The organism is Streptomyces sp. NPDC051913, assembly GCF_044593635.1.
GTDB lineage: Bacteria > Actinomycetota > Actinomycetes > Streptomycetales > Streptomycetaceae > Streptomyces.
Genome location: NZ_JBIUCI010000030.1, coordinates 21285 through 35862, shown reverse-complemented (window position 1 = coordinate 35862; position 14578 = coordinate 21285). Strand labels below are relative to the sequence as shown.

At 72.1% G+C, this 14578-nt stretch carries 14 protein-coding genes; 7 read left to right on the top strand and 7 right to left on the bottom strand.

Annotated elements, in window-relative coordinates; all coding sequences use genetic code 11:
- Positions 1–34: 34 nt before the first annotated feature.
- Together ACIHIX_RS45635 and ACIHIX_RS45630 are read left to right on the top strand one after the other, a co-directional pair.
- The gene (locus ACIHIX_RS45635) at positions 35–1861 is read left to right on the top strand and encodes an HSP90 family protein (protein WP_399966576.1); all 1827 of its coding nucleotides are present in this window, start codon (positions 35–37) and stop codon (positions 1859–1861) included.
- Positions 1861–4845: a tetratricopeptide repeat protein gene (locus ACIHIX_RS45630; protein ID WP_399966575.1), complete on the top strand. Its 2985-nt coding sequence runs from the start codon at positions 1861–1863 to the stop codon at positions 4843–4845. Before ACIHIX_RS45635 ends, ACIHIX_RS45630 begins: the two co-directional genes overlap by 1 nt.
- A 7-nt stretch (positions 4846–4852) precedes the next feature.
- Here ACIHIX_RS45630 and ACIHIX_RS45625 read toward each other — a convergent pair whose 3' ends face one another.
- Positions 4853–6553: a DAK2 domain-containing protein gene (locus ACIHIX_RS45625; protein ID WP_399966574.1), complete on the bottom strand. Its 1701-nt coding sequence runs from the start codon at positions 6551–6553 to the stop codon at positions 4853–4855.
- Between the two features lie 256 nt (positions 6554–6809).
- On the opposite strand from ACIHIX_RS45625, the gene rpmB reads away from it, so the two are divergent.
- A complete protein-coding gene (gene rpmB, locus ACIHIX_RS45620) occupies positions 6810–6995 on the top strand; it encodes a 50S ribosomal protein L28 (protein ID WP_003993230.1) in 186 nt (61 codons plus the stop codon).
- A gap of 80 nt (positions 6996–7075) precedes the next feature.
- Here rpmB and thiD read toward each other — a convergent pair whose 3' ends face one another.
- Complete coding sequence (thiD, locus tag ACIHIX_RS45615) at positions 7076–7867, bottom strand: bifunctional hydroxymethylpyrimidine kinase/phosphomethylpyrimidine kinase (RefSeq protein WP_399966573.1); 792 nt, start codon at positions 7865–7867, stop codon at positions 7076–7078.
- Positions 7864–8829, bottom strand: a complete 966-nt coding sequence (locus tag ACIHIX_RS45610; RefSeq protein WP_399966572.1) for a thiamine-phosphate kinase — start codon at positions 8827–8829, stop codon at positions 7864–7866. Before ACIHIX_RS45610 ends, thiD begins: the two co-directional genes overlap by 4 nt.
- Before the next feature lie 205 nt (positions 8830–9034).
- Here ACIHIX_RS45610 and ACIHIX_RS45605 point away from each other — a divergent pair, with 205 nt between their 5' ends.
- Both ACIHIX_RS45605 and ACIHIX_RS45600 read left to right on the top strand, forming a co-directional pair.
- Positions 9035–9268 carry an Lrp/AsnC family transcriptional regulator gene (locus tag ACIHIX_RS45605; RefSeq protein ID WP_003997603.1) on the top strand — a complete coding sequence of 78 codons (234 nt, stop codon included), beginning with the start codon at positions 9035–9037 and terminating at the stop codon, positions 9266–9268.
- A 20-nt stretch (positions 9269–9288) separates the two neighbouring features.
- Complete coding sequence (locus ACIHIX_RS45600; RefSeq protein WP_399966571.1) at positions 9289–9789, top strand: DUF3515 domain-containing protein; 501 nt, start codon at positions 9289–9291, stop codon at positions 9787–9789.
- Position 9790: 1 nt separating this feature from the next.
- Here the strand turns inward: ACIHIX_RS45600 and ACIHIX_RS45595 are convergent, their stop codons facing one another.
- The 3 genes from ACIHIX_RS45595 to ACIHIX_RS45585 are packed head-to-tail and all read right to left on the bottom strand — an operon-like array spanning position 9791 to position 12779.
- Positions 9791–10948 (bottom strand): D-alanine--D-alanine ligase family protein, encoded by a 1158-nt coding sequence (locus tag ACIHIX_RS45595; RefSeq protein WP_399966570.1) that lies wholly within the window; start codon positions 10946–10948, stop codon positions 9791–9793.
- A gap of 59 nt (positions 10949–11007) precedes the next feature.
- The gene (locus ACIHIX_RS45590) at positions 11008–12018 is read right to left on the bottom strand and encodes an NAD(P)H-dependent glycerol-3-phosphate dehydrogenase (protein WP_399966569.1); all 1011 of its coding nucleotides are present in this window, start codon (positions 12016–12018) and stop codon (positions 11008–11010) included.
- Positions 12015–12779, bottom strand: coding sequence for a lysophospholipid acyltransferase family protein (locus ACIHIX_RS45585; protein ID WP_399966568.1), 765 nt, complete (start codon positions 12777–12779; stop codon positions 12015–12017). The genes ACIHIX_RS45590 and ACIHIX_RS45585 overlap by 4 nt, the downstream gene beginning before the upstream one ends.
- Positions 12780–12935: 156 nt before the next feature.
- Here ACIHIX_RS45585 and cofC point away from each other — a divergent pair, with 156 nt between their 5' ends.
- Together cofC and ACIHIX_RS45575 are read left to right on the top strand one after the other, a co-directional pair.
- Complete coding sequence (cofC, locus tag ACIHIX_RS45580) at positions 12936–13580, top strand: 2-phospho-L-lactate guanylyltransferase (protein ID WP_399966567.1); 645 nt, start codon at positions 12936–12938, stop codon at positions 13578–13580.
- A 9-nt stretch (positions 13581–13589) separates the two neighbouring features.
- Positions 13590–13781, top strand: a complete 192-nt coding sequence (locus tag ACIHIX_RS45575) for a hypothetical protein (RefSeq protein ID WP_126274561.1) — start codon at positions 13590–13592, stop codon at positions 13779–13781.
- 76 nt (positions 13782–13857) lie between these two features.
- Here ACIHIX_RS45575 and ACIHIX_RS45570 read toward each other — a convergent pair whose 3' ends face one another.
- Positions 13858–14514, bottom strand: coding sequence for an HU family DNA-binding protein (locus tag ACIHIX_RS45570; RefSeq protein WP_329334299.1), 657 nt, complete (start codon positions 14512–14514; stop codon positions 13858–13860).
- Between the last annotated feature and the right edge of the window lie 64 nt (positions 14515–14578).

The window sequence follows — 14578 nt, the reverse complement described above, 5'->3', positions numbered from 1 at the left end:
CCGTCGACCGTCCCCCGCCCACGGCGCCGTTGCGATGGACTCCCAGACCTCACCGTCATCCCAGGCTTCCCCGTCACCGCACACCTTCCAGGTCGACCTGCGTGGTCTGGTGGACCTGCTCTCCCATCACCTCTACTCCAGTCCGAGGGTCTATCTGCGCGAACTGCTGCAGAACGCCGTGGACGCCATCACCGCCCGGCGGGCCGAACAGCCGGGCGCCCCGGCGACGGTACGGCTGTACGCGGCGGGCGGCGCGCTGCGGGTCGAGGACTCCGGCGTGGGGCTCACCGAGGCCGACGTGCACGACCTGCTGGCGACCATCGGCCGCAGTTCGAAGCGGGCGGACGGCATCCAGGAGGCGCGCTCCGACTTCCTCGGGCAGTTCGGCATCGGGCTGTTGGCCTGTTTCGTGGTGGCCGAGCGGATCCGGGTGGTCAGCCGCAGCGCCCGTACGCCGGACGCGGCGCCCGTGGAGTGGACGGCGAGCGACGACGGCTCGTACACCGTGCGGACGCTGGCGCCCGAGGCCCGGACCGAGCCCGGTACCACCGTGCATCTGACGGCACGGGCCGGGGCCGGGGAGTGGCTTGCCCCGGAGAAGGTCCGTGCGCTGGCCCGGGACTTCGGCGCGCTGCTGCCGTACGACGTGCGCGTGGACGGCGAGGCGGTCACCGATCTGCCGGCGCCCTGGGACCGGTCGTACCACTCCCCCGCCGCCCGCAGGGTGGCCCTGGCGCGGCACTGTCATGACCTGTTCGGGTTCACCCCGCTGGACTCGGTCGGCCTCGACGTGCCGCTCGCCGGGATCCGCGGGGTGGCGTACGTGCTGCCGTCGGCGGTCAGTCCGGCGCAGCGGGCCACGCACCGCGTCCACCTCAAGGGGATGCTGCTGACCGAGCAGGCCGAACAGCTGCTGCCCGACTGGGCGTTCTTCGTGCGGTGCGTCCTCGACACGGACAGTCTGCGGCCCACCGCGTCACGCGAGGCGCTGTACGAGGACGAGACGCTGGCCGCCGTACGGGAGGCGCTGGGCGAAAGGATTCGGTCCTGGCTGACGGGTCTGGCCGCGGGCGATCCGGAACGTCTTGCGGCGTTCCTGTCGGTGCACCACCTGGGTGTGAAGGCGCTGGCGCGGCACGACGCGGAGATGCTGCGCACGATGCTGCCGTGGCTGCCCTTCGAGACGACGGACGGGCAGGTGTCCCTGGAGGAGTTCGCGCGGCGGCACCCGGTCGTGCACTTCACCCGGACCGTCGAGGAGTACCGGCAGGTCGCGCCGATCGCGTCGGCGCAGGGCATCGGGGTGGTCAACGGCGGTTACACGTACGACAGCGACCTGGTGCAGGCGTTGCCGTCGGTGCGGCCGGGGACGGTGGTCGCGGAGCTGGACGCGGAGACCGTGACCGCGCATCTGGACGCCGTCGACCCGGCCGAGGAGCTGGCGCTCGCGGGCTTCCTGGCCGTCGCGCGGGCCACCCTGGACCCCCTGGGCTGTGATGTCGTCCTGCGCGCCTTCCACCCGCTCACCGTGCCCGCGCTGCACCTGGACGACCGCGCGGCCCGGCACGAGCAGGCCCGTGCCGACGCCGAGGCGCAGGCGGACGACCTGTGGGCGGGCATCCTGGGCTCGCTGCGGGGCACCGCCCCGCGCGCGCGGCTGGTGCTCAACCACCTCAACCCGCTGATCCGGCGGATCAGTTCGCTGCGCGGACCGGAACTGATCGGCACCGCCACGGAGTCCCTGTACGGGCAGGCGCTGCTGATGGCGCAGCGACCGCTCAGGCCCGCGGACTCGGCGCTGCTGAACCGGTCCTTCATCGGTCTGCTGGAGTGGGCCACGAACGGCGAGGAGGGGCACTGATGGGGGAGATCACGGACTTCGACGCACTGCGCCGGGCGATGGCGGAGAACGGCGAGCAACCGGAGGGCCCCGCCCGCAACGCGCGCGCGGAGCAGCTGCTGGCCGAGGCCGAGAAGCTGAACATCCCGCTCGCCGTGATCGAGGCGCTCGGACACCAGCTGAAGGTCTACAACTACAGCTCCGAGAAGGACAAGATGTTCGTCCCCTTCGCGCGTCTGCTGCGCCTGTGGGACGAGCGGCCCGAGGACTTCGACGAGTACGAGACGCACACGCTGCACTGGGTCTTCAAGTGGATGTCGTCGGGGATGCTCGACCAGCCCCACATCCCGCTCGCCTCCATAGAGAAGTGGCTCGGCGAGATGGAGCACCGCTACCGGCTCGCCGGGCACTCCGAACGGGCGGTGCGCAGCGTCGAGTTCACCGTCGCCGCGCATGTCGGGGACACCGCGCGCGCGGAGCGGGCGTTCACCGCGTGGCTGGCCGCCGACCGGGACCGGATGTCCGACTGTCACGCGTGCGAGCTGAACGGGCAGGGCTGGTGGCGGGCGGAGCAGGGCCGGGACGCGGAGGCGCTGGAGTTGTGGGCGCCGGTCCTGGAGGGTGAGTTCACCTGTGCGCACGAGCCGCACACGGTCCTCGCATCGTCCCTGGTCCCGCTGCTGCGGCTGGGTCGCCTGGACGAGGCGCGCGCCCACCATCTGCGGGGCTTCCGGCTGGTGCGGGCCATGGAGAGCATGCGGTCCGCGTACGCGGACCATGTGGAGTTCTGCGCGCTGACCGGCAACGAGGCCCGCGGCCTGGAGCTGCTGGCGCAGCGCCCGGCGTACTTCACGGACACCGGTCATCCGCGCGGCAGGCTGGAGTTCCTGAGCGTGGTCACGCTGCTCATGGACCGGCTGACCGCTCTCGGCCTGGGCGACCGGCAGGTGCCGGGACCGGCCGACCGGACGTGGACCGCCCACGACCTCGCCGCACACGCGCGTGCGGAGACCCTGGACCTGGCCGGTCAGTTCGACCGGCGCAACGGGACGACATACGTCAGCGACCGGGCACGGGCGCGTATGACGCGGGAACCACTGGTGGAGCGGCTGCCGTTGGGCGTGCGCTCGACCCGCCCGGCCACCGCGCCGGCCACCCCGCCCGCGCCCGCCGCTCCGGAGCCCGAGCGCACCGACCTCACCGCCCTGATCGCCGAGGCCCGCCGCCTCGCGGACGGCCTCCAGCCGAACGCGGTGGAGGCGTGGGCGGCGGTCGCGCGCGCCGCGGAGGGCGTCGAGCTCGACCCGCGCGACCAGGCGGAGATCCTCGACCACCGGGCGATGGACCTCGGCCCCGAAGGCGCCCACCTGTTCGAGCGCGCCGCCGAGCTGTTCGCGGCCGCGGGCGACCCGGGAGAGGCACTGGCGGCACGCACGCGTGGCGCGTTCATGCGGGCCCTCGCCGGAGACGTGGACGGGGCGCTGGCGGCGGTCGCGGGGCCGTACGACGAGGCGCTGGCCCTGTACGCCGAGGACGGTACCGGCGTACGGCAGACGGCGTCGGTGCTGATGGGGCGGGCGCGGATCCTGATGCGACGGGTGCAGGCGGCCGAGGAGGAGGGTGCCCCGGAGGCCCGGGTCCTCGCCGACGCGGAGGCCGCCGTACGGGAGGTGCTCGCGCTCGTCGGCGGGCGGGCCGGGGACGACGTACGGCTCGGCGCCCGGGCCGCGGAGGCGCGGGCCATGCTCGCCGAGCTGGCGGCGCACGCCGGGGACCTGCCGAAGGCGGCCGAGCTGTTCGCGCGGGCCGCGGAGGGGTTCGTGGCGGCGGGGCTGCCGTGGTTCGCGGTGGAGTACCAGGCCCGGGTGGCCGGGCTCGCCCATCATCTCGGCGACATGGCGCGGGCCGAGCGGGCGCTGCGGGCCGCCCTGGACCACGGTGGGCCGTACCTGGAGGCCACGGGGCGGGCCCAGCTGCACCTCCAGCTCGCCGAGGTGCTCGGCGGCACCGGGCAGGCCGAGGAGGCCGCGGAGCAGGCCCTGGAGGCCGCGCACTGGGCCGACGCGGCCGGGGCGGGGCCCACGCTCGGCGCGTGGGCGCGGCATCTGCTCGGCGGATTCCTGCTGCGGCAGAGCCGGTGGGCCGAGGCGGCGGAGGTGCTGGAGTCGGCGCTGCCCGACCTGAGCGTCGAGACGCACGGCGACGGAGCGGTCGTCCAGACGCAGTGGTGGCTCGGCGACTGTCTGAGCGAGCTCGGCGAACACCGCGAGGCCGCCGCACGCCGTCTCCAGGCCGCCGAGCTCGCCCGCCAGTGGCCCGAGCAGCAGGACCACGCGACGCTGGCCCACCTCGCCGCCGAGTCGCTCGGCCAGGCGGGCCTGTCCGACGAGGCCGACCGGGCGTACACGCGCGCGGGTGAGCTGTGGCGCTCGCTCGGTGACGTGCACGGCCTGGTCCGCGCCCTGCGCGCCCGCGCGTGGCTGGCGCTGGGCGCGGAGGGCGGGCAGGACGAGGCCCGGGAGCTGATGGAGGCGGCGGTGCGGGAGTGCGCGGAGGCGCTGGGCCCGGACTCCGTCGACGACGAGGCCCGCCGGCGGCTCGTCGCCGAACTCGGGTACACCCACCGGCAGTACGGCGACCTGCTCGCCCGCTCGGCCGCGGAGGACGCCGAGGACGAGACGATCCAGGCCGCCCTGGAGGACGCACTCGACCAGATCACCGAGGCGATCGTGGTGTTCGCCTCCCTCGGCGACGCCGCCCTGCACAGCCGTACCGGCGCCGAGCTCGCCGCCGGCTGGCTGGAGGCCGACCTCAGCCGCCCCGACCGCGCGGCGGCACGCGCACGGGCGGTGCTGGCGGCGTACGACGCGTATGAGGCGTACGAGGGCCAGGAGGCGTACGACAGGAGCGGGACGGACGAGACGGACGACGCGTACGACACCGAGGACACGGCTCAGGCCCGACGCGCGGAGGCCCAGCAGATCCTGGAGGTGCTGGAGGACTAGGGACGGGTCACTCGACGCCGATCAGGAGCAGCGCGCCCTGCCGTCCGCCCCGGTACACCACGGTGTCGACGGCGAGGTACGCCTCACGCACGCGTGCTTCGAGGTGGTCGGCGATGGAATCGGGGGCGTCGTCGCCGAGGACGAGCGTCACGAGCTCGCCGCCCGCCGACAGCATGCGGTCCAGGACGGTCTCGGCGGCGGCGGTGACATCGGAGCCGATCACGGCCACGTCCCCGTCGATGAGGCCGAGGATGTCGCCCGCCTCACAGATGCCGGCGAGGGTCCAGGACTGGCGCTCGGCGACGGCGACCTCGGCGTAGCGGGTCGCGCCGGCCGCCGAGGTCATCGAGACCACGTCCTCGTCGAAGCGGCGCTCGGGCTCGTGCACGGCGAGCGCGGCGATGCCCTGGACCGCGGAGCGGGTAGGGATCAGGGCGACCCGGATGCCCTCGGTACGGGCCTGCTCGGCCGCGGCGGCCGCGGTGTGCCGCAGGTCCGCGTCGTTGGGCAGCAGCACGACCTCGCGCGCGTGGGCCCGCCGAACGGCCTCGACGAGTTCCCCGCTCGCGGGCGGCTCCCCGGGGCGCGCGAGCACGGCGGTGGCGCCGGCCTCCGTGTAGAGCCCGGCCAGGCCCTCGCCGGGCACGACGGCGACGACGGCCCGCTGCACCCGCTCCCTGGGCGGTCTCTCGCCCCCGCGCGTGTGGACGTCGCCGACCCCGAAGTGCGTGATCCGGATCCGGTACGGCCGCCCGGCCTCGACGCCCGCCTCTACGGCCGCGCCCGCGTCGTCGACGTGTACGTGGACGTTCCACAGCCCGTCGCCGCCGACGACGACGAGGGAGTCTCCGAGGGCGTCGAGACGGTTCCGCAGCCGCGTCACGGCCGCGTCCTCGGCCTCCAGGAGGTAGATCACCTCGAAGGCGGGCCCGTCGGCTTCCCCCGGCACGTCGGCGCACTCGTCGCCGGCCGCCATGGACGCCGTACCGGAAACGGTGTCCACGCGCGCGTGCACAGCAGAGGAAGTCGCCACCCTCCTGGGCGCCTCCCCCGTGAACGTCTCCACCAGTGCCCCGAGCACCGCCACCAGCCCGCGCCCGCCCGCGTCGACCACCCCGGCCCGCTCCAGGACCACCAGCTGTCCGGGCGTCGCCGCCAGCGCCGCCCGCGCTCCCTCGTAGGCGGCCCGTGCGACGGCCCCGCAGTCACCCTCGCCCGCGCTCCGCTCGGCCGCCTCGGCCGCCTCGGCCGCGGCCGAGGCCACGGACAGGACCGTGCCCTCGACCGGGTGGGCCACGGCCTGGCGGGCGGAGTCGGCCGCGCGCCGCAGCGCGAGCCGGAGCCCGGAGCCGTCGGTGTGAGACGCCTCACCGTCGTGGGCGAGGACCTGGGCCATGCCGCGCAGCAGCTGGGCGAGGATCGTCCCGGAGTTCCCGCGGGCGCCTATGAGGGCGCCGTGCGCCATCGCGCGCGCCGCGTCGGCCAGGGAGGGCCTGCCGCCCTCGTCGTAGGCGGTGAAGACGGCCTCGACGGCCGCCGCCGCGGACTCCGCCGTCAGATACAGGTTCGTCCCGGTGTCGCCGTCGGCCACCGGGTAGACATTGATCGCGTCGATCTCCTCGCGCGCCCGCCCGAGCGCCTCCAGCGCGAGACCGCACCAGGTGCGCACCGCGAGAGCATCGAAGAATGTCTGCGGCACCTGCGCCACCTGCGCCTCCTTGGACTGCTGGACGTGGACGCAGCGTAGACCCCGAAAAGGGGTCCGCCGGAAGAGGGCTGGGAGCAGGGCCCTGAGCAGGCATGGTAGTTTCGTTCTACTGGCGCAGTCGTTGTATGCTGCTCCGGTTGCCCGATCCCATCGGGCCATTCCCCTGGCAGCGCCACTCAGATCTTTGATCCTGCGATCTCGATCCCGGCTTGCCGGGATCCAACCGTAAGTGCATCTGAAGTCTTTGGAGTGACCCGTGGCTGCCAACTGCGACGTCTGCGGCAAGGGGCCGGGCTTCGGCAACAACATCTCGCACTCGCACCGCCGTACGTCCCGTCGCTGGAACCCGAACATCCAGCGCGTTCGTACCGTGGTGGGCGGGACGCCGAAGCGCGTGAACGCTTGCACCTCGTGCATCAAGGCCGGCAAGGTCTCGCGCTGACGCACAGCTAAGCGCGCGGCCACTGCTGGTTCGCTGCACAGAGCCGGTCCACCTCAGGGTGGGCCGGCTTTTTGCCGTGCCTATGCCTGGAACCGCCATCCATGATCGACAGGTCCGATGCCGCCGCCCAGCGCGAACCCTGCCTTGATCGCCCCGGTGACGTACTCCTTGGCGGCCGTCACCGCCTCCGGCACGGACCGCCCCTTCGCCAGCTCCGACGCGATCGCCGAAGCCAGGGTGCAGCCCGTCCCGTGTGTGTGCCGGTTGTCGTAGCGGGGCGCCCGCAGCCAGTGCTCCTCGGACCCGTCGGTCAGCAGATCGACGGCGTCCCCCGCGAGATGACCGCCCTTGACGAGCACCCACCGCGGCCCGTACGACAGCACGGCCTCGGCGGCCCGCCGCAGGTCCTGCTCGGACTCGACGTGCACCCCCGCCAGCTGGGCCACCTCGTCGAGGTTCGGGGTCGCCACGGTCGCCACCGGAAGCAGCCGTGTGCGCACCGACTCCAGCGCGGACGCGGCCAACAGCGAGTCCCCGTGCTTGGAGACCCCGACCGGGTCGACGACCGCCGGAGCGTCCGTCCCGGCGAGCAACTCGGCGACCTCCTCGACCAGTTCGGCCGAGGCCAGCATGCCGGTCTTCACGGCCTGTACACCGATGTCGTCGACGACGCTGCGGTACTGGGCCCGCACGGTCTCCACGGGCAGCGGCCAAGCCCCTTGCACACCCAGGGAGTTCTGCGCGGTGACGGCCGTGACGACGCTCATGCCGTGCACGCCGAGCGCGAGCATCGTCTTCAAGTCGGCCTGGATCCCCGCGCCTCCGCCGGAGTCGGAGCCCGCCACCGTGAGCACCCTCGGCCGGGCGGTCACGACTCGATGTCCCCGAAGTGGTCCCAGCCGCCCTTGCTCGTCCACGGCGCCCCGTCGACCGTCACCTGGGGCAGCGCCGAGGGGTTCAGGACCTCGCCGATCACCTTCCAGCGGGCGGGAAGCTTCACGTCCGGCGGGAAGGTCGCCACGATCGCGTGGTCCTCTCCCCCGGTCAGCACCCACTGCATGGGGTCGACGCCGACGGCCTGGCCGATGTCGTTCATCTGGGACGGGATGTCGATCGCGCCGGAGCGGATGTCGATGCGGACCTTGCTGGCCTCGGCGATGTGTCCGAGGTCGGCGATCAGCCCGTCGCTCACGTCGCACATGGCGGTCGCGCCCAGGCCCGCCGCCGCCGGCCCCGCGTGATACGGCGGCTCGGGGCGCCGATGTGCCTCCACGAAGGCCCGCGGCGAGCGGAAACCGCGCGACAGCACCGCGTACCCGGCCGCGGACCAGCCCAGCCAGCCGGTCACGGCGACGAGGTCGCCCGGCTGCGCCCCGGCCCGCGTGACGGGCTCCTGGTTGCGCAGATCGCCGAGCGCGGTGATGGAGACCATGATCGTGTCCCCTCGTACGACATCTCCGCCGACCACCGAGGCGCCCGCGACCTGGCACTCGTCGCGCAGGCCGTCCATGAGCTCGCTCGGCCAGGTCACCGGGAGTTCGGCCGGGACGACCAGACCGAGCAGCAGGGCCGTCGGCACTGCGCCCATGGCGGCGATGTCCGCGAGGTTCTGCGCGGCGGCCTTGCGGCCCACGTCGTAGGCCGTGGACCAGTCCCGGCGGAAGTGCCGTCCCTCCAGGAGGATGTCGGTGCTGGCCACGACCCGGCGGTCGGGAGCGGACACCACGGCGGCGTCGTCGCCGGGGCCGACCCGGACCGCCGGGGTGGTGGTGAGACGGGAGGTGAGCTCCCTGATGAGCCCGAACTCCCCGAGCTCACCAACAGTGCCCTTCATTGCCCTTCGCCCCTTCTGTCCCTTGCCGTGCCCGGTCGCGCGTGACCAGTGTCCTCGATACGGTCGAAGTGACCGTCAACTTCTGTCATGCCGGTACCCCGGCGCGGGCGTCCACGCCCCCGCGGGTCTCCCCGCGGCGAGCGGCGACGCGATACCGTGGCGTTCCTTTTCCCCACATGATCCTCGTGGCCGCCCTGGAGGTTCCGTGGTACAGGCGTACATCCTGATCCAGACGGAGGTCGGCAAAGCGTCGACCGTCGCCGAGACGATCAGCAAGATTCCTGGGGTGATCCAGGCCGAGGACGTGACAGGACCTTATGACGTGATCGTGCGGGCCCAGGCGGACACCGTCGACGACCTCGGTCGGATGGTGGTCGCCAAGGTCCAGCAAGTGGACGGCATCACCCGCACCCTGACCTGCCCGGTCGTACATCTGTAGCCCCCGTCTACCCTTGGCCGGTGAACTCTTTCCGTCACCGGCTCATCGGTCTGCCCGCGCTCGCCCTGTTGATCACCGCCGCGGGCTGCTCCTCTGCAGACGACGGCGCGTCGGCGGCGGTTCCCAGTGCCGGCACGAAGGCCACCGAGCTGTGCCGGAAGCTGGACAAAGCGCTGCCTGCCAAGGTGAACGGTGAGAGCCGCGAGGATCCCGAGCCCGCGTCCGCGCTGACCGCGGGCTGGGGGAACCCGGCGATCATACTGCGCTGCGGCGTGACACGACCGCCGAAGATGATCGACCCGAAGGTGGCCGAGGGAGGCGACCCGGACGCGGTCGCGGGCGGCGTGAACGGCGTCGACTGGCTGATGGAGAAGCAGGAGGCCGGGGCGTACCGCTTCACCTGCGCCAATCGTGAGGCGTACGTCGAGGTGACCGTGCCGAAGGGCGTGGACACCTCGACCGTGCTGATCGACCTGGCCGGGTCCGTGAAGAAGGCGATCCCCGAAGGGATCGCCGACTAGGTCAACGCAGTCCGGTCGACCGCCGCAGCGCCGCCCGGATCAGCAGATCCACCAGCTCCGGGTAGCTGATCCCGGTCGCCTGCCACATCTGCGGGTACATCGAGATCGGGGTGAAGCCCGGCATCGTGTTGATCTCGTTGATCACGAACTCGCCGTCCTCGGTGAGGAAGAAGTCCGCGCGGACCAGCCCCTCGCAGGAGGCCGCGTCGAAGGCGTCCACGGCGAGCCGCTGGACCTCCGCCGTCTCCTCGGGGGTCAGCGGGGCCGGCACCAGACCCGGGGTCGAGTCGATGTACTTGGCCTCGAAGTCGTAGTACGCGTGGGCGTCCGGCGGCGGGATCTCGGCGGGCACCGAGGCACGCGGGCCGTCCTCGAACTCCAGGACACCGCACTCGATCTCACGGCCGCGCAGGGCCGCCTCGACGAGGATCTTCGGGTCGTGCCGCTGGGCCTCCTCGATCGCCTCGTCGAGCCCCGACAGGTCGTCGACCTTGGTGATGCCGATCGAGGAACCCGCGCGTGCGGGCTTCACGAACAGCGGCCAGCCGTACTCGCCGGCGAAGTCGACGATCTTCTTGCGGGCGGCCTGCTCGTCCTGCTCCCACTCACGGGGCCGAATCACCACGTACGGGCCGACCTTGAGCCCGAAGGAGGTGAACACCCGCTTCATGTACTCCTTGTCCTGGCCGACGGCCGAGGCGAGCACGCCCGAGCCGACGTAGGGGACACCGGAGAGCTCCAGCAGGCCCTGAAGGGTGCCGTCCTCGCCGTAGGGGCCGTGCAGGACGGGGAAGACGACGTCGACCTCGCCGAGCGCCTTGGGCACCGATCCCGGTTCGCTGTAGACGACTTCACGGTTCGCGGGGTCGACGGGGAGCACCACGCCGCCCTCGTGCGACTCGGCCAGCTCGTCGACGTTGGGCGTACGGCGCTCGGTGATCGCCATGCGGTCCGGTTCGTCGGCGGTGAGCGCCCAACGGCCGTCCTGGGTGATGCCGATCGGCAGGACGTCGTACTTGGTCCGGTCGATGGCCTTGAGGACGGCGCCCGCTGTGACCACGGAGATCCCGTGTTCGGAGCTGCGCCCGCCGAACACGACGGCCACGCGCGGCTTGCGAGACGGCTGCTCAGGGCTCTGGGGGAGGTTCTCGGTGCTCATATCGCGTTGAGAGTACCCGTTGGTAGAGCCCCGATACAGCGTGCCTCGACCGGCGTCGCTCAGCGTCGTTCGGGCTTCGCGCTGCGCGACATCAGCTCCTTGACGGCGACCACCGGGGGCTTGCCCTCGTGCACGATGGCGACGACCGTCTCGGTGATCGGCATGTCGACGCCGTGTCTGCGGGCCAGATCCAGCACGGACTCACAGGACTTGACGCCCTCGGCGGTCTGCTTGGTGACCGCGATGGTCTCCTGAAGGGTCATGCCCTTGCCGAGGTTGGTGCCGAAGGTGTGGTTGCGCGAGAGCGGCGAGGAGCAGGTCGCCACCAGGTCGCCGAGACCGGCGAGTCCGGCGAAGGTGAGCGGGTCGGCGCCGAGCACGACACCGAGCCGCGCGGTCTCCGCGAGGCCGCGCGTGATGAGCGAGCCCTTGGCGTTGTCGCCGAGTCCCATGCCGTCCGCGATGCCGACGGCGAGCCCGATGACGTTCTTCACCGCGCCGCCGAGCTCGCAACCGACCACGTCCGTCTCGGTGTACGGCCTGAAGTAGGGCGTGTGGCAAGCGGACTGGAGTTTCTGCGCGACCGCCTCGTCGGTGCACGCGACCACCGCGGCGGCCGGCATCCGGGCGGCGATCTCGCGCGCGAGGTTGGGTCCGGTGACCACGGCGATACGGTCCTGCCCCACCTTGGCGACGTCCTCGATCACCTCGCTCATCCGCATGGCGGAGCCGAGTTCGACGCCCTTCATCAGCGACACGAGGACGGTGTTCGGCGCGAGCAGCGGCACCCACTCGGCGAGGTTGCCCCGCAGCGTCTGGGACGGGACGGCGAGGACGGTGAAGTCGGCGTCGCGCGCGGCTTCGGCGGCGTCCGTCGTCGCCCGCAGGTTCACCGGGAGCTCGACGCCGGGGAGGTAGTCCGGGTTCGTACGCGTGGAGTTGACCGCGTCCGCGAGTTCGGCGCGGCGGCCCCACAGGGTGACCTCGCAGCCCGCGTCCGCGAGGACCATGCCGAAGGCGGTGCCCCAGGAACCGGTACCGAAGACAGCCGCCTTGACGGGCTTGCTCACTTGGCGCTCTCCTCCTCGTGGCCGGTCTCGGCCTGACTCCGTCGACGCTGCTCGATCCGCTCCCGGCGCGGGTCGTAGGGCGTGGCGGGCGCCTTCTCGCCGCGGATCTGCTCCAGCTGGCGGGTGACGGCGGCCATGATGACCTCGGTGGCGTCCTTGAGGAGGTCCGGGGTCATCTCCTGGTCGTAGAACGGCGTCAGGTCCACCGGCGGGCCCGCGAGGACCTGCGAGGTCTTGCGCGGGCGGAGGTTGAGCTTCTTGGCGTACGGCGGCAGCACCTCGTTGGCGCCCCACTGCGCGACCGGGATCACCGGGCACTTGGTCTGGAGGGCCACCCGCGCGGCGCCGGTCTTGCCGGTCATGGGCCACTGGTCGGGGTCCCGGGTGATGGTGCCCTCGGGGTAGAACGCGACGCACTCACCGCGCTCCACGGCGTCGATCGCGGCGCGGAAGGCGCTCAGCGCGTCCGTGGTCTCGCGGTAGACGGGGATCTGTCCGGTGCCGCGCATGAAGGCACCGACGAATCCCTTCTTGAAAAGACCGCTCTTCGCGAGGAATCGCGGAACACGGCCGGTGTTGTACTGAAAGTGCGCGTACGCGAAGGGATCGATGTGCGAATTATGGTTCACCGCGGTGATAAATCCGCCATCAGCCGGAATGTTCTCCATTCCGCGCCAGTCCCGCTTGATCAGAACCACCAGCGGAGGTTTGGCGATCACCGCTGCCAAGCGGTACCAGAAGCCGATTCTGCGGCGGGGCACGCGGACACCTTCCTCTAGGGGCCTTCAGGGCCGGACAAGTGTCGCCCCAGGCCGCCGGTCTGTCGAGAACACCGTACGCCTCGCGGCGACGACCGCCAGATGGACCAGGTGACGGCTGAGTGACAATGATCGCGACAAGGGAGGGACGGAACGCTCGTGCAGTGGACCTTGGTCATACCCCTGAAGCCCCTGGAGCGGGCCAAGAGCAGGCTCTCGGACACCGCCGGCGACGGGCTGCGCCCGGGTCTCGCCCTCGCCTTCGCCCAGGACACGGTGGCAGCGGCGCTGGCCTCCCCCGCGGTCGGCGATGTGGCAGTCGTCACGGACGATCCCCTGGCCGCCCGCGAGCTGGCCGCCCTGGGCGCCCGAATCGTCCCCGACGAGCCGCAAGGCGGCCTGAACGCGGCGCTGGCTTACGGGGCGGCGGTCGTCAGGGCATCGCACCCGGAAACCCCGCTGGCGACCCTGAACGCCGATCTGCCGGCCCTGCGCCCCCATGAATTGACCCGGGTGCTGAACGCGGCGGCGGAATTCCCCCGGGCTTTCCTGCCGGACGCGACGGGAATCGGTACGACGCTCCTGGCGATCCGCGCGGGCCAGGAATTGCACCCGGCATTCGGCATGGATTCCCGGTCCGGGCATCGCGCCTCGGGAGCGGTGGAACTGACGCTCACGGGCGTCGACTCGGTACGCCAGGACGTGGACACCGGCGAGGATCTGCGGGCGGCGCTGGCACTGGGGGTGGGGCCGCGCACGGCGACGGTGACGGCCCAGCTCCTGGGCCCGGTGCCCGGGCACTAGGCTGCGAGCATGCAGGCGACCGCTTACACCTACGACGCCGAAACCCGCACCGGCAGCGTGCTGCTGGACGACGGCACCCCCGTCCCCTTCGACGCCCCGGCGTTCGACGCGGGCGGTCTGAGGCTGCTGCGCCCCGGACAGCGGGTGCGGATCGAGCTGGAGGACAGCAAGGTCACCCTGGTGACCCTGCAGACCTTCTGAGCCCTCTCAGCGAAAAACGCGCCGCGGGCCGGACTCCACAACGGAGTCCGGCCCGGCGCGTGAGTACGCTGCGCCCCTACCTCTTGCGGGCGGTGGCCTTCTTGGCGGTGGTGGTGCGAGCCGTCGACTTCTTGGCGGGGGCCTTCTTGGCCGTCGCCTTCTTCGCCGGGGCCTTCTTGGCCGTCGCCTTCTTGGCGGTGGTCTTCTTCGCGGCGGAGGTCTTGGCGGCGCCCGTGGTCTTCTTGGCGGTCGTCTTCTTCGCCGTGGTCTTCTTCGCGGTCGCCGTGGTCTTCTTGGCGGTCGTCTTCTTCGCCGTGGTCTTCTTCGCGGCGGCGGCCGTCGCCTTCTTCGCCGGGGCGGCCTTCTTCGCGGCGGCCTTCTTGACCGTCGCCGAAGCTCCACCGGTCAGGCTGCCCTTGGGGGCCTTCTTGACCGCGACGTCGTTCTTCGGGAGCTTCTTCGTGCCGCTCACCAGGTCCTTGAAGCCCTGGCCCGCGCGGAAGCGCGGAACGGAGGTCTTCTTGACCCGAACCCGCTCGCCCGTCTGGGGGTTGCGGGCGTACCGGGCCGGGCGGTCGACCTTCTCGAACGAACCGAAGCCGGTGACCGAGACCCGGTCCCCCGCCACGGTCGCGCGGACGATGGCGTCCAGGACCGCGTCGACCGCGTCGGCGGCCTGCTGACGGCCACCGACCTTGTCGGCAATCGCTTCTACGAGCTGCGCCTTGTTCACGTCTTCCCCTTCGGAGACATCGCCCGAACGAAACTGTTCAGGCTTTTTCGCACGTTAGGCAGAT